At 62.2% G+C, this 16,618-nt stretch carries 20 protein-coding genes and 1 pseudogene; 9 read left to right on the top strand and 12 right to left on the bottom strand.

All coding sequences use genetic code 11. The annotated features are described in order from the left end of the window. From HUN39_RS13775 to HUN39_RS13765, 3 genes are all read left to right on the top strand, one after another. Positions 1-132: transposase (locus HUN39_RS13775; protein WP_175095063.1), on the top strand; the 132-nt coding region annotated here is incomplete at its 5' end. Between the two features lie 190 nt (positions 133-322). After that, positions 323-1,243 carry a complex I NDUFA9 subunit family protein gene (locus HUN39_RS13770; RefSeq protein ID WP_175095062.1) on the top strand — a complete coding sequence of 307 codons (921 nt, stop codon included), beginning with the start codon at positions 323-325 and terminating at the stop codon, positions 1,241-1,243. A gap of 255 nt (positions 1,244-1,498) precedes the next feature. Further along, on the top strand, positions 1,499-1,717 hold the full coding sequence (locus HUN39_RS13765; protein ID WP_175095061.1) for an alkylphosphonate utilization protein: 219 nt from the start codon (positions 1,499-1,501) through the stop codon (positions 1,715-1,717). An 85-nt stretch (positions 1,718-1,802) separates the two neighbouring features. On the opposite strand, the gene HUN39_RS13760 is transcribed toward HUN39_RS13765, so the two are convergent. The 4 genes and pseudogenes from HUN39_RS13760 to repC all read right to left on the bottom strand — a co-directional run. After that, positions 1,803-2,141 (bottom strand): GcrA family cell cycle regulator, encoded by a 339-nt coding sequence (locus HUN39_RS13760; protein WP_175095060.1) that lies wholly within the window; start codon positions 2,139-2,141, stop codon positions 1,803-1,805. A gap of 281 nt (positions 2,142-2,422) precedes the next feature. Beyond that, positions 2,423-4,687 (bottom strand): copper-transporting P-type ATPase, encoded by a 2,265-nt coding sequence (locus tag HUN39_RS13755; RefSeq protein WP_175095059.1) that lies wholly within the window; start codon positions 4,685-4,687, stop codon positions 2,423-2,425. 209 nt (positions 4,688-4,896) lie between these two features. Then, the gene (locus tag HUN39_RS13750) at positions 4,897-5,184 is read right to left on the bottom strand and encodes a DUF1403 family protein (RefSeq protein ID WP_269750337.1); all 288 of its coding nucleotides are present in this window, start codon (positions 5,182-5,184) and stop codon (positions 4,897-4,899) included. Between the two features lie 11 nt (positions 5,185-5,195). Further along, positions 5,196-5,315: pseudogene (gene repC, locus HUN39_RS19510) on the bottom strand (replication initiation protein RepC); the annotation flags it as partial. A gap of 121 nt (positions 5,316-5,436) precedes the next feature. Here repC and HUN39_RS13745 point away from each other — a divergent pair. Beyond that, the gene (locus tag HUN39_RS13745; RefSeq protein WP_123174614.1) at positions 5,437-5,784 is read left to right on the top strand and encodes a four-helix bundle copper-binding protein; all 348 of its coding nucleotides are present in this window, start codon (positions 5,437-5,439) and stop codon (positions 5,782-5,784) included. A gap of 37 nt (positions 5,785-5,821) precedes the next feature. On the opposite strand, the gene HUN39_RS13740 is transcribed toward HUN39_RS13745, so the two are convergent. The 4 genes from HUN39_RS13740 to fabA all read right to left on the bottom strand — a co-directional run bounded on the left by HUN39_RS13740 (position 5,822) and on the right by fabA (position 8,969). After that, positions 5,822-6,136, bottom strand: a complete 315-nt coding sequence (locus HUN39_RS13740; protein WP_175095057.1) for a c-type cytochrome — start codon at positions 6,134-6,136, stop codon at positions 5,822-5,824. Positions 6,137-6,140: 4 nt separating this feature from the next. Continuing rightward, positions 6,141-6,950 (bottom strand): enoyl-ACP reductase FabI, encoded by an 810-nt coding sequence (gene fabI / locus HUN39_RS13735; RefSeq protein ID WP_175095056.1) that lies wholly within the window; start codon positions 6,948-6,950, stop codon positions 6,141-6,143. Between the two features lie 225 nt (positions 6,951-7,175). Next, positions 7,176-8,399 (bottom strand): beta-ketoacyl-ACP synthase I, encoded by a 1,224-nt coding sequence (gene fabB, locus HUN39_RS13730; protein WP_175095055.1) that lies wholly within the window; start codon positions 8,397-8,399, stop codon positions 7,176-7,178. A gap of 45 nt (positions 8,400-8,444) precedes the next feature. Then, a complete protein-coding gene (gene fabA / locus HUN39_RS13725) occupies positions 8,445-8,969 on the bottom strand; it encodes a 3-hydroxyacyl-[acyl-carrier-protein] dehydratase FabA (protein WP_014891799.1) in 525 nt (174 codons plus the stop codon). Between the two features lie 261 nt (positions 8,970-9,230). On the opposite strand from fabA, the gene irrA reads away from it, so the two are divergent. The 3 genes from irrA to HUN39_RS13710 all read left to right on the top strand — a co-directional run bounded on the left by irrA (position 9,231) and on the right by HUN39_RS13710 (position 11,133). Continuing rightward, the gene (irrA, locus tag HUN39_RS13720) at positions 9,231-9,677 is read left to right on the top strand and encodes an iron response transcriptional regulator IrrA (RefSeq protein ID WP_175095054.1); all 447 of its coding nucleotides are present in this window, start codon (positions 9,231-9,233) and stop codon (positions 9,675-9,677) included. Positions 9,678-9,775: 98 nt separating this feature from the next. Further along, positions 9,776-10,762: a sensor histidine kinase gene (locus tag HUN39_RS13715; RefSeq protein WP_175095053.1), complete on the top strand. Its 987-nt coding sequence runs from the start codon at positions 9,776-9,778 to the stop codon at positions 10,760-10,762. Continuing rightward, on the top strand, positions 10,759-11,133 hold the full coding sequence (locus HUN39_RS13710) for a response regulator (protein ID WP_175095052.1): 375 nt from the start codon (positions 10,759-10,761) through the stop codon (positions 11,131-11,133). The genes HUN39_RS13715 and HUN39_RS13710 overlap by 4 nt, the downstream gene beginning before the upstream one ends. On the opposite strand, the gene HUN39_RS13705 is transcribed toward HUN39_RS13710, so the two are convergent. Then, positions 11,134-11,709 carry an SH3 domain-containing protein gene (locus tag HUN39_RS13705; RefSeq protein ID WP_408631408.1) on the bottom strand — a complete coding sequence of 192 codons (576 nt, stop codon included), beginning with the start codon at positions 11,707-11,709 and terminating at the stop codon, positions 11,134-11,136. Between the two features lie 226 nt (positions 11,710-11,935). Between HUN39_RS13705 and HUN39_RS13700 the strand changes: the two genes are divergently transcribed. Both HUN39_RS13700 and HUN39_RS13695 read left to right on the top strand, forming a co-directional pair. Beyond that, positions 11,936-12,931 (top strand): 2-hydroxyacid dehydrogenase, encoded by a 996-nt coding sequence (locus HUN39_RS13700; RefSeq protein ID WP_175095050.1) that lies wholly within the window; start codon positions 11,936-11,938, stop codon positions 12,929-12,931. Positions 12,932-12,996: 65 nt separating this feature from the next. Continuing rightward, positions 12,997-13,482, top strand: a complete 486-nt coding sequence (locus HUN39_RS13695) for an META domain-containing protein (protein WP_232366090.1) — start codon at positions 12,997-12,999, stop codon at positions 13,480-13,482. A 133-nt stretch (positions 13,483-13,615) separates the two neighbouring features. Here the strand turns inward: HUN39_RS13695 and HUN39_RS13690 are convergent, their stop codons facing one another. The 3 genes from HUN39_RS13690 to HUN39_RS13680 all read right to left on the bottom strand — a co-directional run bounded on the left by HUN39_RS13690 (position 13,616) and on the right by HUN39_RS13680 (position 16,511). After that, the gene (locus HUN39_RS13690) at positions 13,616-14,434 is read right to left on the bottom strand and encodes a universal stress protein (protein ID WP_175095049.1); all 819 of its coding nucleotides are present in this window, start codon (positions 14,432-14,434) and stop codon (positions 13,616-13,618) included. A 74-nt stretch (positions 14,435-14,508) separates the two neighbouring features. Further along, positions 14,509-16,002, bottom strand: a complete 1,494-nt coding sequence (gene hisS / locus HUN39_RS13685; RefSeq protein WP_175095048.1) for a histidine--tRNA ligase — start codon at positions 16,000-16,002, stop codon at positions 14,509-14,511. Positions 16,003-16,073: 71 nt separating this feature from the next. Beyond that, entirely contained in the window at positions 16,074-16,511 is a 438-nt protein-coding gene (locus HUN39_RS13680; RefSeq protein WP_175095047.1) for a GIY-YIG nuclease family protein, read from the bottom strand. Between the last annotated feature and the right edge of the window lie 107 nt (positions 16,512-16,618).

Here is a 16,618-nt window from a genome sequence, read left to right as displayed (position 1 = left end):
AACCGAAACGCCATCGAGCGCATGTTCTGCCGGTTGAAGGACTTCAGGCGCATCGCCACGCGCTACGATCGAAGCGCAACTAACTTTCTCGCAGCCGTCTGCATCGCGGCGACAATCAGCTATTGGTTATGAGTCTGGACCCTAGAGCACGCACGGCGAGCTACTGCACGCCGGACGTAAACTCCCCCGCTTCAGAGGCGCCTCTGCAGGCTTGTGCAGCTTGCTTGTCCGATCCACGCAAGGCGCATGCAGTTGGCGCGCCATGCATCCACGTTATCTATATGCACTTGGGCTGCTCCGACGTAAGCGGCCAATTTGAGCCATGGCGACCATGCACGAGCGCTCCATTGTCGTGTTCGGCGGAACCGGGTTTCTCGGTCGCCGCGTCGTTTGGCGCCTCCGCAAGGCTGGGTTTTTTGTTCGGGTTGCGTCGAGGCATCCGGATCGGGCTCATAGGCTGTTTGGTTTCGATGATCCGCAACTTCGCTCGGTCGAGGCCAACATTCACGATGAGCAGTCAATCGCCGATGCGCTTGCTGGCGCTTACGGCGTTGTGAATGCGGTAAGCCTATACGTCGAGCATGGCCGCGAGACTTTTCATTCTGTGCACGTTGAGGCTGCTCAACGATTAGCCGATCAGGCGCGTCGAGCCCAAGTTGAGCAGCTCGCGCACGTCTCGGGAATCGGCTCCGATGCCGGCTCATCATCGCTCTACATCCGCAAGCGTGGCGAAGGCGAATTGGCGGTTCGCGCCGCGTTCGCAGATACAATTCTCATTCGCCCGGCGGTGATGTTCGGACCTGACGATTCATTTCTCACCTCCATCCTCAAACTCCTCGGCCGGCTTCCAATCTATCCGATGTTCGGGCGCGGTCTCACGAGACTGCAGCCCGCGTATGTGGAAGATGTGGCGGAAGCAATCGCTAGGGCGCTGGATCGGAAGGACGTGCATGCGATGACCTTCGAGTTTGGCGGACCTCGCGTCTACTCTTATGAAGAATTGCTCCGGGTCATTGCCCACGAAGCCAGCCTTAAGCCTATGTTAGTTCCTATTCCATTTGCCGTTTGGCGCACGCTGGCGTGGTTCGCGGAAATGCTCCCGAGCCCGCCCATCACTCGCAATCAAGTAGAGCTGATGCAGGTCGACACTGTGTGGTCGCCAGAGATGCCAGGATTTGAAGATCTCGGAATTTCGCCGCACTCGGTTGAGGAAATACTCCAGGAGATATTACGGGATCAGTGATCAAGGCGGTTCTTCGGCAGATCCGCCTTCGAAAATGGTCGCCGGCATCGCGCGCCACCTTGGCGGAAGGAGAAGTTCTGGACGTCTTGATCCAGACGAAGAAGCGGAATAAGGCGTCGGCTCGACCGGACGAAGCCCCGAGGCGGATGGCCGATTGGCCTCTGAATGAGCGAATGATCGCCTGGGATATGCAAACGGGCTCCTCGGCGAATATAACGATGCGCATGATCAACTATGGAATGCTCGGAGTGCCTGATGACGGTAGTCGTGAAAGACAGCAATGGCGCAGAACTTAAGGACGGCGATTCCGTGACCTTGATAAAGGACTTGAAGGTTAAGGGCTCGTCCGTCGTCCTGAAACGCGGCGCCTTGATCAAAAATATCCGGCTCACGGATGATCCGGCCGAGATCGATTGCCGCGCTGAGAAAGTAAAAGGACTCGTGCTGCGGACGGAGTTCGTCAGAAAAGCCTAGCCGCCATCGACTGGCGCGCAGGACGAGCGGACCCATCGAAATTCTCGACCTGCGCGCCAAGCGATTTCGCAAGGAGCCCGGTTCGTCAAGAAACTTTGGTCGCCGGCAGTGGAACGGCTCTTCCTGGCACGAACGTCCTAGCCCGGTTCGGAGCAAAAGCCATATTCTTGTGCGTATCGCAATAAATGGCCTCTGGCGCGCACGCGCAGCCACAGAACCGGAACGAGTCGAAATGGTGCGGATCGCCGATCGGCCAGCGGCACCTTCCATTTCGGATCTGCATGAACTGAATAGGAGCCGATGCGGCCAATGGCCTCAAATTCCCGCTTTGCCTTTGATTGCAAATGTGTTGGCGGTCGGAGTCTTGCTTTTCGATCGAATTGGCGGGCGCGGGCTGGTTAGTCTCCTTCTTCAGCTTGGTCATTTCGGTTTCGTAGCCCTTTCGCTAGTTGGAGATTAATATCGATGCGGCGCGCGAGCGCGGCGCGGCCGGCAAAAGCTCATGAATAGTGCGCTGCCCCCTATCGGGAGTGGCGGAGAGGGTGACGTGCCGGCGTGCAGGCGGCGACCATCACACGCCCGCCCCTGGTTGTCCAATTTCCGTTGACCGAGCGTGCAAAGATCGTCGTCCGCCGCGTCAAAGCTATTATGGCGCGGCGCTAGGCGTTTTTGCGCCACGGTATGAGCATCATCGCAATCTAGTGGCTAGTAGGAGAACGGCGGCATCTCAATCTTTCTTTCGGGATCCAGTTGGGCTTGCCTCAGTCGCAGGGAATTGACGACGACGCTGACTGATGACAGCGCCATCGCTGCGGCGGCGATCGTCGGCGATAAGAGTAGCCCGAAGATCGGATAGAGCGCGCCAGCCGCAATGGGCACGCCCGCGGCATTATAAATGAACGCAAAGAACAGATTCTCCCGGATGTTGCGCATCGTTGTCTTGGAGAGACGTCGGCCACGCACGATGCCCCCGAGATCGCCCTTCAGCAAAGTCACGCCCGCGCTTTCGATCGCGACATCGGTTCCGGTTCCCATGGCGATGCCGACATCGGCGGCGGCCAAGGCAGGGGCGTCATTCACGCCGTCTCCCGCCATGGCGACGATTCGACCCGCCTCGCGCAAGCGGGTCACGACCTTGCTCTTGTCCTCCGGGAGGATCTCAGCTTCGATCTCGCCGATCCCCAAGCGTTTGGCGACGGCGCGCGCCGTTGTCCAGTTATCGCCGGTCAGCATCACCACGGCGACGCCATCGTCGCGCAGCGATTGCAGCGCAGCTTCCGTCGTCGCTTTGATGGGGTCGGCGATGGCAATGACGCCAGCAATCTTTCCGTTGATTGCCACGAAGATCGCTGTCGCGCCGTCTTCCCGCAGGCGTTCAGCGTCGCTATCGAGCGGCGTCGCATCGACGCCGAGCTCCACGAGGTATCGACGATTGCCGATCGCGACCGCATTGCCTTCGACCTGGCCGATGACGCCCTTGCCCACGGGGGAATCGAAATCCGTCGCGCCCTTGAGCGCGAGCCCGCGCTCGGCTGCCGCCTGAACGATCGCCAACGCCAGCGGATGCTCGCTGGCGCGTTCAAGACTCGCCGCCGTCGCCAGTAGATCGTTCTCTACTATGCCCGCAACGACGCGGATGGCCGTGACGCGCGGCTTGCCTTCGGTGAGCGTCCCGGTCTTGTCCACCACCAGCGTGTCTATTTTTTCCAAGCGCTCCAGCGCCTCGGCGCTTTTTATCAGCACGCCCGACTGCGCGCCGCGTCCCACGCCGACCATGATCGACATCGGCGTCGCAAGACCGAGCGCGCAGGGGCAGGCGATGATGAGAACGGAGACCGCCGCAACAAGGCCATACGTCATGCGTGGTTCCGGTCCCCAGATCGCCCAGGCAAGAAATGCAAGAACGGCGATGAGAATGACGACGGGCACGAACCATCCCGCCACTTGATCGGCGAGGCGTTGTATTGGCGCGCGGCTTCTCTGCGCCGATGCGACCATCTCGACAATCCTCGAGAGCACGGTGTCGTGGCCAACCTTCTCGGCGCGCATCACAAAGCCGCCAGTCTGATTGAGCGTGCCGCCAATGACATTGTCGCCTGCAGTCTTGGTCACCGGCATGGATTCGCCGGTGACCATGGATTCATCGACCGAACTGCGGCCCTCGACGAGTTCGCCGTCCACAGGAACCTTTTCTCCTGGACGGACGCGCAGGCGCTCGCCGACCTTCACAAGATCCAGCACAATCTCTTCGTCGGATCCGTCAGCGTTAATCCGAGTCGCCATTTTTGGCGCGAGATCGAGGAGCGCGCGTATGGCGCCGCCGGTCTGTTCCCGCGCGCGCAATTCAAGAACTTGTCCAAGCAGAACAAGGACGATGATCACCGCCGCCGCCTCGAAATAGATCGGGACAGAGCCGTCGATGTTACGAAATGCAGGTGGAAAAAGAGACGGCGCGAATGTTGCGGCGACGCTGTAAATCCAGGCGACGCCAGTTCCCATGGCGATGAGGGTGAACATATTCAGATTGCGTGTCACGAGCGACTGCGCGCCTCGAACAAAAAACGGCCAGCCAGCCCAGAGTACGACCGGGGTCGCCAAGATGAGCTGAAGCCAGTTCGACGCCTGCGGCGCTAGCAAGTGATGCAGATTGAATAAATGGCCGCCCATCTCCAAGACCAGCACCGGCGCCGCCAACGCCAGCCCGATCCAGAACCGCCTTGTCATATCTACGAGTTCGGCGTTCGGTTCGACTTCACTTGAAGCGACCAGCGGCTCGAGCGTCATGCCGCAGATCGGACAATTGCCGGGGCCGATCTGGCGAATCTGCGGATGCATCGGGCATGTGTAGATGATGTTCGACGCGTGCGGATCGCCGTGAGCCGCATCTTCGGTCGCAGCGTCGTCGCGGGCCGATCTCGATTCCTCATGCGAGGTGTGATCATGTTGATGCTTATGGGCCACGCGTGTCATCCTTCCTCGCGCCATCAGAAACGGCATCGTAATCGATCTCGGCGTCCCTTGCGCATCCTCGACCGTCGTCGCCCGCTCGGCAATACGGCCGCCGCGCCCCCAAAAACGGCGGTTCCTTCGGTCACGGCAACGCCTCCGTCGACCGCGGCGCTGAGCTCAATATGGCAGGCGCGACCAGCGCGAATAAGCGCGCCTTTTCGATGAGGCGCTCAAAAAGGACGCCGACTGGCGCGATCCGAGAGTCCCGCCGCCCGCGCCGCAGAAACGCAAATCGACGGCGAGCAACAAATCGACGCGCGCGCAGCCCTCTTGGCGCGCAATTTTGGCGCGCAGCTCAACAGTAAATTGGAACGCCGCGACAGTTCTGCCAGCGCATACGCGTCTTGCGCCGCGCGCGCGTAACCATGCGCGACGCTCGAAGGCCAATCCGGAACGCTCGGGCGCGGCCGGCGTCCAGTCGCATTACGCATTGACGGATGCGCGATCGTCGTCGCCAAAAGAGGAAGTTAAGCACAGGTCCCAGCGAAACCGTCCCTGCCCGCGCCTTAGTGGTCAGAACCCGCAAATAGCCGCCGGCGGATTAGCCTTCTTCGCCCCTCTGCAAGATCGCCGCAACGACGATCGAAGCCCAAAGGCCGAAACTTGACCGTCGGTCCTGCGCCTTCGTCACAAATCTTGACCTGCGAGGCAGGTGAACTAGCTGCCTGCGGGGCGGCGAGGCGGAAAGCCTATAAGAGGAACGATCCATCATGCACATGATCCCGAAGGAAATGCAGGCCTGCATCGACGCCTGCCTGAACTGTTATCAGATGTGCTTCGGCATGGCGATGACCCATTGCCTTGAGAAAGGCGGCGAGCATGTGAAGCCCAAACATTTCCGGGCGATGATCGCCTGCGCCGATATGTGCCGCAACAGCACGCAAATGATGCTGATGAATTCGCCGCTGGCGAAACAGATGTGCGCGCTCTGCGCCGAGGCGTGCGAAACCTGCGCCAAGGAGTGCGATCCGATTCCGGACATGAAGGAATGCGCCGACGAATGCCGTCGCTGCGCCGAGGAATGCCGCAGGATGTCCGGACGCAAGATGGCCGCATAAATTTACCGCGCGGAACAGCTTTCAATCAGCTTGGCGGCTATTTGCCGCCAAGCCCCAAAATATAGCTTGCCAGCGAGTCGATCTCTTCGCGGGCAAGAATGATGTTGGGCATGTTCTTGTGCGAAGAGCGCAGAAAAACTTTGAGCGACAGTTCAGTCGCCGAAGGCATCTTCGCCACATCGATAAATCGCGGCGCCTTGGGGTCCGGGCTCTTGGCCTCTGCGTCGGATCCAACGGCATGGCATGAGGCGCATTCGGCTTTGGCGATACGCGCGCCGGTCGTCGGATCCGCGCTCGCGGCCATCGCCGGCGCCGCAACGAGGACGAAACCCAAAGACAGCGCTATCCTCATTGCCTTACTCCTCGCCGTTGAGATCCTCGGGACGTGGCTGCAACATGATGTTGTAGCCGGCGTCGACAAGATGAACTTCGCCCGTAACGCCGCCCGAAAGCTCCGACAGCAGATAGAGCGCCGAGCCGCCAATTTCATCAAGCGTGATCATCCGACGCAATGGACAATGCTTTTTTTGAAACGCGCCCATCGCCCGCGCGCCCGTGATGCCGGCGCCCGCCATGGTGCGCACTGGGCCGGGCGACAGCGCATTGACGCGAATGCCGCGATCGCCGAAATCGGCGGCAAGATAGCGCACCGATGAATCGAGCGCCGCCTTCGCGACGCCCATGACGTTGTAATTCGGCATGACATGCGTGCCGCCGCCGAAGCTGACCGTCAGCAGCGATCCGCCGTTCTTCATCAGCCTGGCGGCGCGGCGCGCGGCTTCGGTGAAGGAAAAACAGGAAATGACAAGCGTGCGAATGAAATTCTCTCGGCTTGTGTCGGCGTAGAGTCCCTTCAATTCGCTCTTGTCGGAATAGGCGATGGAGTGGACGAGAAAATCCATATCGCCCCAGTCCTGTTCGAGACGCGCGAACACCTGATCCACCGTCGAAATATCCTCGGCGTCGCACGGCAGCACAAGGTTCGACCCGAGCTCCTGCGCGAGCGGCTTGACGCGCTTGCCGAGCGCCTCGCCCTGATAGGTGAATGCGAGCGTCGCGCCATGGCGCGCAAGAACGCGCGCGATGCCATAGGCGATGGAATGATCATTGGCGACGCCCATGATGAGGCCGCGCTTACCCTGCAGGAGACCGGTTGAAACTGTCATATGGCGATTGTCGTCGTAGGAGAGATCGAAAGTTTGGGCCTAAGCCCTATGGAGACGCAGACAGCAAAGAACAACGACGCTGTGGGCCGTATCGGCGATACTTCTGTTCACGAGCGCCGCGGGCGTCGTTCGCAACTGGAAGAATCGCCTCCTAAACGCCGGCTGGATGTCTCGACGTCCATGGCCGGGACAAGCCCGGCCATGACGTATCGCGAGGGATCGGCGTCAGGCGTCTGGATGCTTGAACACCAATGTCGCATTGGTGCCGCCGAAGCCGAATGAGTTGGACAGCACCGCGCCAAGCTTCACATTGTCGCGGCGCGCCCGCATGATGGGCATGTCGGCGAAATCCGGATCGAGTTCTTCGATATTGGCGCTTTCGCAGATGAAGCCGTTCTGCATCATCAACAAGGAATAGATCGCCTCCTGCACGCCCGTCGCGCCGAGCGAATGGCCGGTCAGGGATTTGGTCGCGGCGATCGGCGGGCATTTGTCGCCGACGCCGAACACTTCGCGCAGCGCCTCGATTTCCTTGGCGTCGCCGACCGGGGTCGCCGTGGCGTGGGGGTTGATGTAGTCGATCGGGCACTTCACCGTCGCGAGCGCCTGCTGCATGCAGCGCACCGCGCCCTCGCCCGAGGGCGCCACCATGTCATGGCCGTCGGAGGTCGCCCCATAGCCGGCGACTTCGGCGTAGATCTTCGCGCCGCGCGCCTTGGCGTGTTCGAATTCTTCGAGCACCAGCACGCCGGCGCCGCCGGCGATGACGAAACCGTCGCGATTCTTGTCATAGGCGCGCGAGGCCGTCGCCGGCCGATCATTATAGGAGGAGGACATGGCGCCCATGGCGTCGAAGAGAACCGACAGCTCCCACTCCAGCTCCTCGCAACCGCCCGCGAACATCATGTCCTGCTTGCCATACTGAATCAGTTCGTAGGCGTTGCCGATGCAGTGATTGGACGTGGCGCAGGCCGACGAGATCGAATAGTTGACGCCCTTGATCTTGAACCAGACCGCAAGCGTCGCCGAGGCGGTCGAAGACATGCATTTGGGCACGGCGAAGGGACCGACGCGCTTGGGTCCCTTGGTGCGGGTGATGTCGGCGGATTCGACAAGCGTGTGGGTCGAGGGGCCGCCGGACCCCATGATGATTCCGGTGCGCGCGTTGGAGATTTCCGCTTCGGTCAGGCCGGCGTCGGCGATCGCCTGATCCATGGCGACGTGGTTCCACGCCGTGCCTGTCGCATGGAAGCGCATGGCGCGGCGGTCGACGAGCGTCGAGGGGTCGAGCGACGGCATTCCGTACACCTGCGAACGGAAGCCGAGTTCGGCGTATTTCTCGGCGCGGGCGATGCCAGACTTCGCCTCGCGCAGCGAAGCGATCACTTCCTGGGTGGTGTTGCCGATCGACGACACAATCCCCATGCCGGTGACGACGACTCGTCTCATTGGTCCAACTCCTTGGCGGCGCTTTCCCGCGCCTTTGTGTGGGCTTCAGGCGGCGGCCGGCGCCTCGGCCTTGGCGAGCCCAACCTTCAAATCCTTCGCCTCATAGATGCGCTCTCCGTCCGCCGCGACCCAGCCGTCGGCGATGCCGAGCACAAGCTTGCCCTTGAAGACGCGCTTAAAGTCGATGCCGTAGGTCACCTTTTTGACGGTCGGGCGAACTTGCCCGCTGAATTTCACCTCGCCGACGCCCAGCGCCATGCCGCGTCCCGGATTGTCGAGCCAGGCGAGATAGAAGCCGACCATCTGCCATAGAGCGTCGAGGCCAAGGCAGCCCGGCATCACGGGATTGCCCTTGAAATGGCAGTCGAAGAACCAAAGACTCGGTTTAATGTCGAGTTCGGCGCGCATGTAGCCTTTGCCGTGCTCGCCGCCGTCTTCGAAGATCTCGGTGATCCGGTCGAACATCAGCATCGGCGGCAGCGGCAGCTGGGCATTGCCCGGGCCGAACAGCTTTTCCTCGCCGCATGCCAGTAAATCCTCGTAGCCGAATGAGGAGCGCCTTTCGCCCATCGTGCTTTGTTCCTCGCGTTGGAGCCTTTGAAGGCCCATTCTTCCCCAAGCGCCCAAAGGGCGCGCCCTTATCTTTTTGGCGCCGGCGGCGGCGCCGCTCTTATCCGCTTTTGGGCGAAGCGATCCGTAACATAGCCTCGCCCGGGCCGGAAGCGCCGTCGCAAGCGGGGTCGCAACAGCCGGGCGGCGTTGAATTTCCCGCCATTCCCCCTATGATGCCATGTAGAAAACCGCGAGAGTGGAAAACCGCGAGCCGCTGCAATGGACGCCGAGCCGAATTCGACCGTTCCGCCAGACTGTGCGCCGCGCAAGCGCGTCGCAGAGTTGCTGGCCAACGCCGGGCTGCGGCCGACCCGTCAGCGGCTATCCCTCGGCGAGTTGCTGTTTGGACAGAGCGGCGATCGTCATGTGACGGCGGAGCGGCTCTATGAAGAGGCGCTCGCCGCCAATCTCTCCGTATCCCTCGCGACCGTGTACAACGCGCTCCACCAGTTCACCCAGGCAGGCTTGCTGCGGGAGATCGCCGTCGACGGCGCCCGGGTGTATTTCGACACCAATACCGCCGACCACCATCATTTTCTTCTCGAAGACGACGGAGAGCTTTACGACATCGCCGGCGCGAATGTCTCGGTCTCCGATCTTCCCCAGCCGCCCGACGGTTTGCGCGTCGCACGCGTAGATGTCGTGGTGCGTCTTCGCCGCGCCTAAGCCCGCCCTATATTCCGGGAGACGACACATTTCGAAGCAGCTCGACGTCGCCGCAGGGCCGTCGGGACCTCTTCGAAAGCCAGGGTGGGGCGGGAGCAATGTCGCAGCGGGCGACCAAACAGGAATCCGAGATCACCTACGCGCAGTTCAAGGCGCTCGCCAATTCCATACCGAATCTCGCCTGGATGGCGCGACCGGATGGCTGGGTGTTTTGGTACAATGACCGGTGGTATGAATATACCGGCGCGACGCCCGAGGAGATGGCGGGATGGGGTTGGCAATCGGTACATCATCCGGACGTGCTGCCCAAGATGCTGGAGCGCTGGACGCATGCGATCCAGCACGGCGAATTTTTCCAAATGATCTTTCCGCTCAGAGGCGCCGACGGGTTCTACCGGCCGTTTCTGACGCGCATCGAACCGCTGCGCGAGAACGGCGCAGTCGTCGGCTGGTTCGGCACGAACACCGACGTCACCGAACAGGAACGCGACCGCGAACGCCTGCAGCTTCTGATCCACGAGCTCAACCATCGCGTCAAGAATACGCTTGCGACGGTTCACTCGATCGCTTTGCATTCGTTGCGCGAGTTGAAGCAGAATTCGGTGGAGCTCTTTGAGAATCGTCTGCTGGCGCTCGCCGCCGTGCATGACGTGCTGACCCGTGAAAACTGGACGAAGGCGCAGGTCGACGAACTCGTGCGTACTGCGACCGCCCCGGCGGGCCAGGAGAATTTCGACGTTTCAGGAGCGCCAGTCGACGTCTGCCCGCGCATCGCGGCGGCCCTGGCGATGACGCTGCATGAATTGTGCGCGAACGCCGTCAGACACGGATCGCTCTCGGCGCCGAGCGGACGAGTCGCCGTCGGGTGGAGCATTGACGCCAAAGGACGCGCTTCTAAGCTCCATCTCGTCTGGCGCGAATATGGCGGACCGCCGATCTCGCCCCCATCGGTCAAAGGATTTGGCATGCGCCTGATCGAGAAAACGCTGGCGTCCGAAGCGGGCGCGCGGATCGCGGTCGAATTCCCCTGCGAAGGATTTCGCTGCGAGTTGGACATTCCTCTTGGCGTGGAAGTGCTCAAATGAACACGCCTCGCGTCCTGATCGTCGAAGACGAGGCCGTGATCGCCATGGCGCTCGAAATGTTTCTCGAGGAGCTTGGCGCGCAAGTCGTCGCCACCGCGGGCAATGTGCAGGAGGCGCTGCAAAAGGCGACGAGCGAAGATTTCGATATCGCCTTTCTCGACGTCAACCTCAATGGCCAGAAGGCTCATGTTCTCCCCGGCGTTCTGGAGCGCCGGCATAAGCCCTTCGCCTTCGTGACCGGTTACGGCGAACAGGGCGTGCTTGAGGCGCATGCCGATGCGCCGGTCGTCGCCAAGCCCTTCAGTCGGGACGCCGTTTCGACGGCGTTGGAGAAACTCAAGAGCCGCCTGCCGGGCGGTCCATCCGGCTGACTATTCAAATTTCTCGCCCGGATAGACGCCCCAGAGATTTTCCTGCTCCATATAGCCGTCAAAGCCCTTACCGGCGATGCGGCACCATTTGCCGTCGCAGCTGCGCAAATTGCCGATGACGCCGGGGCCGAGCTTGGCCGCGGGCGTCGAATGATCGGCGGCGACGAGCAGTTGCGGCTCCTTTTTCCACGGCGCAACCAAGGCGGTGCGTCGTCCAGAGAGCAGCGAGTGCAGCACCCAGCCTTCGGCGCCTTCGGAATCGCGGATCTTGCGCCAGGTTTCGAATTCGGCGGTGATCTCGACAGGGAGCGCAGCGCGTTCGTAGATCCACAGAGTCGGATGCTCCTTGCTCGGCCCTTCGCGAACATTGACCCGATCCGATTTGAGGCTGACGTAGCGGGGCAAGGGCAGGCCGCTCACCGGGCCCTTCTGCGGCTCCTGAGCGGCGGCGTGCGCTGCGCAAAAAAGCGCACATACGAGCGCGGCGAAAGCCGCGCGGCGACGCTTTTGGAAAAGTTCCTGAGCGTTTGAGAAAGCGGCCGAAATTGGCGCAGATTCTGTATTTATTCGCGACATGATGGACTGATCGCTCGCTTGTCTTTGGCCCGTCATCTGCTAGGAAGTCGAATGCGTCCGCCGAGGAGGCGTATTGGTTTTGTCGCTGACCGTCGTTAAGACCCGGTTGAAGCCGGCGAAACTCGCCGGCGTCTTTTCATCCGCTGCGGCGACGCGGCGCAGATCATAGCGCAATCGCAGAAACGCTGCTGCAACACAACATGAACGCGGAGGCACGACCAGGGATATGCCGAAAAAGAAGCCGCTCGTTGTCGTGTCGCGCCGGCTGCCCGAGGTCATCGAAACCCGCATGTGCGAGTTGTTCGACACGCGCCTCAACGAAAGCGACAAGCCGCTCACGCATGACGAACTCATCGAGGCCATGCGCACGGCCGACGTGCTGGTGCCGACCATCACCGACCGTATCGATTCCCATCTGATCGCCCAGGCCGGCGAGCAAATGAAGCTGATCGCCAATTTCGGCAATGGCGTCGACAATATCGACGTCGCCTCGGCGCTCGATCGCTCCATCACCGTCACCAACACGCCCGGCGTTTTGACCGAAGACACGGCCGACATGACGATGGCGCTGATTCTTTCGGTGTCGCGTCGTCTCGTCGAAGGCGCGAGCGCCATTCCCGACGGCGCTTGGGCGGGCTGGTCGCCGACCTGGATGCTCGGTCATCGGATCACCGGCAAGAGGCTCGGCATCGTCGGCATGGGCCGGATCGGCCAAGCCTTGGCGCGGCGGGCGAAAAGCTTTGGACTTTCAATCCATTACCATAATCGTCGGCGAGTCTCGGCCGATCTCGAAGAGCAATTGGAGGCGACCTATTGGGAGTCGCTCGATCAGATGCTGGCGCGAGTCGACGTCGTGTCGATCCACTGTCCGCATACGCCGGCGACCTATCATCTTCTCTCCGCCCGCAGACTGGCGCATCTGCGTTCCCACGCCATTTTGATCAATACCGCGCGCGGCGAAATCGTCGACGAGAACGCGTTGGTGCGCATGCTTGAAGCGGATGAAATGGCCGGCGCCGGCCTCGACGTCTTCGAGCATGAACCCGCCGTCTCTCCCAAATTATTGAAGCTCGCCAAGGCCGGGAAAGTCACGCTGCTCCCGCATATGGGCTCGGCGACCATCGAAAGCCGCATCGATATGGGCGAGAAAGTGATCATCAACATCAAAACCTTCATGGACGGCCACCGGCCGCCTGACCGCGTCCTGCCGAGCATGCTATAAGGCCCTGCGCCGCGGACCCGGGACCGACTGGCGCGAGTCGCCTTATGGGGAGGATGATTGACGCGATGAACAGGATTTTGCTCGCCTTAGCCGCCTCGCTCTGCGCCATTGCGCTCGCCGCGCCAGCCGTCGCCAAGAGCCGCGCAAAACCGCCTCAGGGCGCAGAGCAGAAGCAGCCGGAAGACGAAAACAAGGAGACGGGCGGCATTCCGCGCTATCAGCCGTTCCCGCACAATCAGAACTTCGTGCTCAAGGAGATCAACGGCAAAGCGCCGCCGGTAGAGATGTGGATCTCCATCGACTCAACCGGCCGCGCCAACGGTTTTTCGGGCTGCAAGAACTGGTCCGGCATCTTCATCATCGGCCCCAACCGGCTCGGACCGCGCACCATGCCGGCGGTCAACGAACGCAAATGTGAAGGCCCGCTTGCCGCCTTCGAGCGCGACTATTGGGCGGTCCTGCTCTCGGGCCCCTATTGGGACACGAAGGGCGACGACCTCATCCTGAAGGGCGCGCAGGGCGGCGTGCTGCATTTCCAGCGCTCGCTGTAAAGCTGGCGCGACAGCGACCCGACGCTCGCGCGTTGAGCGAGATTCCCGAATAGGCTCCCAAAATTCGGACCGCGACTCTGGCGTCCCGATCAGGCCTTCGGCCTGTCGGGATTGAGCGGCGATGCGCCGGCGATTATTTCACCGGAGACGCGAGCAGCGGACAGGGCGCCTCGTGCAGCACACGCTGCGTCGTCGAGCCGCGCAGCGCCTCCAGCAGGCCCTTTCGGCCACGCGTCGGCATGGCGATCATGTCGGCCTTGATCTCCTGGGCGTAGGCGAGAATGGTTTCGACGACGGGGCCGCGGCGCAACTCGATATGCGGCAGCAGCCCTTCAAAAAGCGGCAGATCTTCGCCGACATGCAGCAGCATGACGTCGGCGGCCGGGTTGAGACAATGCGCGACTGCGGCGACGTGGCGGAAGGCGTCGAGCGGCGAGACCGTCGCCTCGACCGGCATCAGCACCGTATTGAGCGAGACGGCGCCCGTCTCCCGGTCGACGAAGCCTTTCTGATCCTCGCGCAGGAACAGCGCCGGCACATGCGTCTCGCGCGCCGTTTCCTCGGCGACCGAGCTGGCGAGCAGACGCTCCAGAGCGCTGCGCGGCCGGGTCATCATCACAAGAAGATCGCACAGGTGCCGCTCGACATAGGCGGTGACGCCGACGACGGGCGATTCCGATTCGACCGCCGCCTTGACGATTTTGACGCCGAGCTGTTCGACCGCCTCGGCGCGCGTCGCGGTCGGCGAGATCATCTTCCAGCGCGCCAGCATTTCGCGCACCTGCGGAAAGCGATCCCAATCGTCCTCCTCGGTCTCGGGCGCTTCGATATGCAGAATGTGCAACATGCTCTTGCAGGCCACGGCGATGCGCAGCGCATGCGCGAAGGCGTCCTGGCTTGCGAAGGAGAGATCGGTGGGATGGACGATTGATTTGGGCGTGTCGCCATTCATCTGCGTTTGCTCCTCTATCCCTTCGCAAAACTATACGCGCCCGCGCGCGTGGCAATGATCTGCTTCGCCGCAGGTTAAATTTGTTCCTTGAGCGCCTTTCGGACCTCTTCGACGAGTTCGGCTTCCGGCACGGCGAATTGGGCGGGACGGAGCGCCTTCCATTGCTCGTTGGTGGCGATATTGGCGGCGGCCTTCGCGCCGGCGACGAGATCCTTGATGGTGACCTCGCCGCGCGCTTTTTCGTCGGAGCCCTGGATGATCGCAAGCGGGCTGTTGCGCCGGTCGGCGTATTTCATCTGCGCCTTCATGCCCGAAGCGCCGAGATAGATTTCGGCGGCGATCCCGGCGCCCCGCAGCTGCGCCGCCATCCGCTGATAGTCGGCGAGCCTCTCGCGATCGAGGACCAGCACGACGACCGGGCCGACATGCGGACGCGCCGAGACGATCGGGCTGCCGATCAGCTTCAAGGCCGCGAAGAGCCTCGAAACGCCGATCGAGAAGCCGGTCGCCGGCGTATTTTCCGATCTGAAACGCCCGACGAGACCGTCGTAACGGCCACCGCCCCCCACGGAGCCGAAGCGCACGGGATTTCCCTTCTCGTCTTTGGTTTCAAAGGTGAGGTCGGCCTCGAAAACGGGGCCGGTGTAATATTCGAGGCCGCGCACGACGGAAGGGTCGACGCGGATGCGTTCCGGCCCAAAGCCCGCGTCGCGCGCGAGATCCTCGATTTCCAGAAGCTCCTCCGCGCCCTGGGCGCCGACCTCGCTCTTGCCGAGCAGGCCGAAGAGATCGAAGGCCGGCGCACCGTCGCGATATTGTCCCCCGAGGCTGAAGGACAGGATCGTGTCGATCGCCGGCTGAGGGAGCCCCGCGCCTTTGGTGAAATCCCCGCTGTCGTCCTTGCGGCCCTCGCCAAGCAACTGCCGGACGCCGTCGGGGCCCAGCCGGTCGAGCTTGTCGATGGCGCGCAGCACGACGAGGCGGCGACCCGCGTTCTCTTCGCCGGCAAGACCGATCGACTGCATCACGCCGTCGAGCACCTTGCGGCTATTGATTTTGATGACGTAATCGCCGCGGGCGATCCCCAGGCGCTCCATGGCGTCCGCCGCCATCATGCAGATCTCGGCGTCGGCGGCCGGCGAGGCGGAGCCGACCGTATCGGCGTCGAACTGCATGAACTGCCGAAACCGCCCCGGCCCCGGCTTCTCGTTCCGGTAGACATGGCCAACGCGATAGGACCGATAGGGCTTGGGCAGCCGATCGAAATTCTGCGCGACGAAACGCGCCAGCGGCGCGGTCAGGTCGTAGCGCAGCGACAGCCACTGCTCATCGTCGTCCTGGAAGGAGAAAACGCCCTCATTCGGGCGATCCTGGTCGGGCAGGAACTTGCCGAGCGCGTCCGTGTATTCGATCGCCGGCGTCTCGAGCGCCTCGAAGCCGTAGGTCTCGTAGACCTCGCGGATGACGTCGAGCATCCGGGCCGTGGCGGCGAGTTCGCCAGCCTCGCGGTCGGCGAGCCCGCGCGGCGTGCGCGCCTCAACTTTGGTTTTGGTTTCGTCTTTGGACATAAGCCTGATTGGCCGCGGGATCGGTCGCCCGCGCCTCTAGCGAGAGTTCGGCCGCTCTCTGCGACTCGCTCTTAGGTAAAACGTGCCGCCTTCCTAGCATTTTCCCACCGGGAAGGAAGAGGCGCGCCCTTTGGCAAGAATCGCAAATGCGCGGCGCAGCGGCGGCAGTCGGAGCTGCCGAAGCCGGCGATCGGGATTGACAGATCGTCGAGCGCGGCGTTGAGGGCGCATTCGTCGCCGCCTTCGACGATGTAGGCGCCGAGCAGGCTCGCCCCAGCGGTGAGCTGGTCGATATGCCAATGCATGCGCTTGTTTTTCCGCATGTGCCGCGCCAGTCGCGCCCGCAGTCCGCCGGGGCCTCGCGCCGAGCCGCAATAGAGATAATCGCCGGCGGGAAGCGTCGCTATGATTTTCCCGACGCGAATGTCGAGCGGCGCGTCGAGACGCAACGCCAGCGCATAGCCGCCGGGCGTCGCGGGCGCGTCGGCGTCAGAGGCGACAAAATTCATCGGCGTATTCAATGAAAAATCCCGAGCGCCACCCTCTCCCAAAGCGAGAGGGTTGGCGCGCGCCGCTGATCGCGCGGGAGCGGCCAATTTTTGTTGGGGAGAAGACT

The sequence above is a fragment of the Methylocystis silviterrae genome, assembly GCF_013350005.1.
GTDB classification, from domain to species: domain Bacteria; phylum Pseudomonadota; class Alphaproteobacteria; order Rhizobiales; family Beijerinckiaceae; genus Methylocystis; species Methylocystis silviterrae.
The sequence above is the reverse complement of the archived record's forward strand: the minus strand, read 5'-3'. Positions and strand labels throughout refer to the sequence as shown.

Bases quoted from the DNA above. Each gene is read 5' to 3' on its own strand.
- HUN39_RS13760 (WP_175095060.1), bottom strand. From the start codon at position 2,141: ATGACCAAGCTGAAGAAGGAGACTAACCAGCCCGCGCCCGCCAATTCG.
- HUN39_RS13770 (WP_175095062.1), top strand. From the start codon at position 323: ATGGCGACCATGCACGAGCGCTCCATTGTCGTGTTCGGCGGAACCGGG.
- irrA (WP_175095054.1), top strand. From the start codon at position 9,231: ATGGACGCCGAGCCGAATTCGACCGTTCCGCCAGACTGTGCGCCGCGC.
- HUN39_RS13700 (WP_175095050.1), top strand. From the start codon at position 11,936: ATGCCGAAAAAGAAGCCGCTCGTTGTCGTGTCGCGCCGGCTGCCCGAG.
- HUN39_RS13710 (WP_175095052.1), top strand. From the start codon at position 10,759: ATGAACACGCCTCGCGTCCTGATCGTCGAAGACGAGGCCGTGATCGCC.
- HUN39_RS13695 (WP_232366090.1), top strand. From the start codon at position 12,997: ATGAACAGGATTTTGCTCGCCTTAGCCGCCTCGCTCTGCGCCATTGCG.
- HUN39_RS13680 (WP_175095047.1), bottom strand. From the start codon at position 16,511: ATGAATTTTGTCGCCTCTGACGCCGACGCGCCCGCGACGCCCGGCGGC.
- fabA (WP_014891799.1), bottom strand. From the start codon at position 8,969: ATGGGCGAAAGGCGCTCCTCATTCGGCTACGAGGATTTACTGGCATGC.
- HUN39_RS13740 (WP_175095057.1), bottom strand. From the start codon at position 6,136: ATGAGGATAGCGCTGTCTTTGGGTTTCGTCCTCGTTGCGGCGCCGGCG.
- fabB (WP_175095055.1), bottom strand. From the start codon at position 8,399: ATGAGACGAGTCGTCGTCACCGGCATGGGGATTGTGTCGTCGATCGGC.
- HUN39_RS13765 (WP_175095061.1), top strand. From the start codon at position 1,499: ATGACGGTAGTCGTGAAAGACAGCAATGGCGCAGAACTTAAGGACGGC.
- HUN39_RS13715 (WP_175095053.1), top strand. From the start codon at position 9,776: ATGTCGCAGCGGGCGACCAAACAGGAATCCGAGATCACCTACGCGCAG.
- HUN39_RS13755 (WP_175095059.1), bottom strand. From the start codon at position 4,687: ATGACACGCGTGGCCCATAAGCATCAACATGATCACACCTCGCATGAG.
- HUN39_RS13745 (WP_123174614.1), top strand. From the start codon at position 5,437: ATGCACATGATCCCGAAGGAAATGCAGGCCTGCATCGACGCCTGCCTG.
- HUN39_RS13705 (WP_408631408.1), bottom strand. From the start codon at position 11,709: ATGTCGCGAATAAATACAGAATCTGCGCCAATTTCGGCCGCTTTCTCA.
- HUN39_RS13690 (WP_175095049.1), bottom strand. From the start codon at position 14,434: ATGAATGGCGACACGCCCAAATCAATCGTCCATCCCACCGATCTCTCC.
- fabI (WP_175095056.1), bottom strand. From the start codon at position 6,950: ATGACAGTTTCAACCGGTCTCCTGCAGGGTAAGCGCGGCCTCATCATG.
- hisS (WP_175095048.1), bottom strand. From the start codon at position 16,002: ATGTCCAAAGACGAAACCAAAACCAAAGTTGAGGCGCGCACGCCGCGC.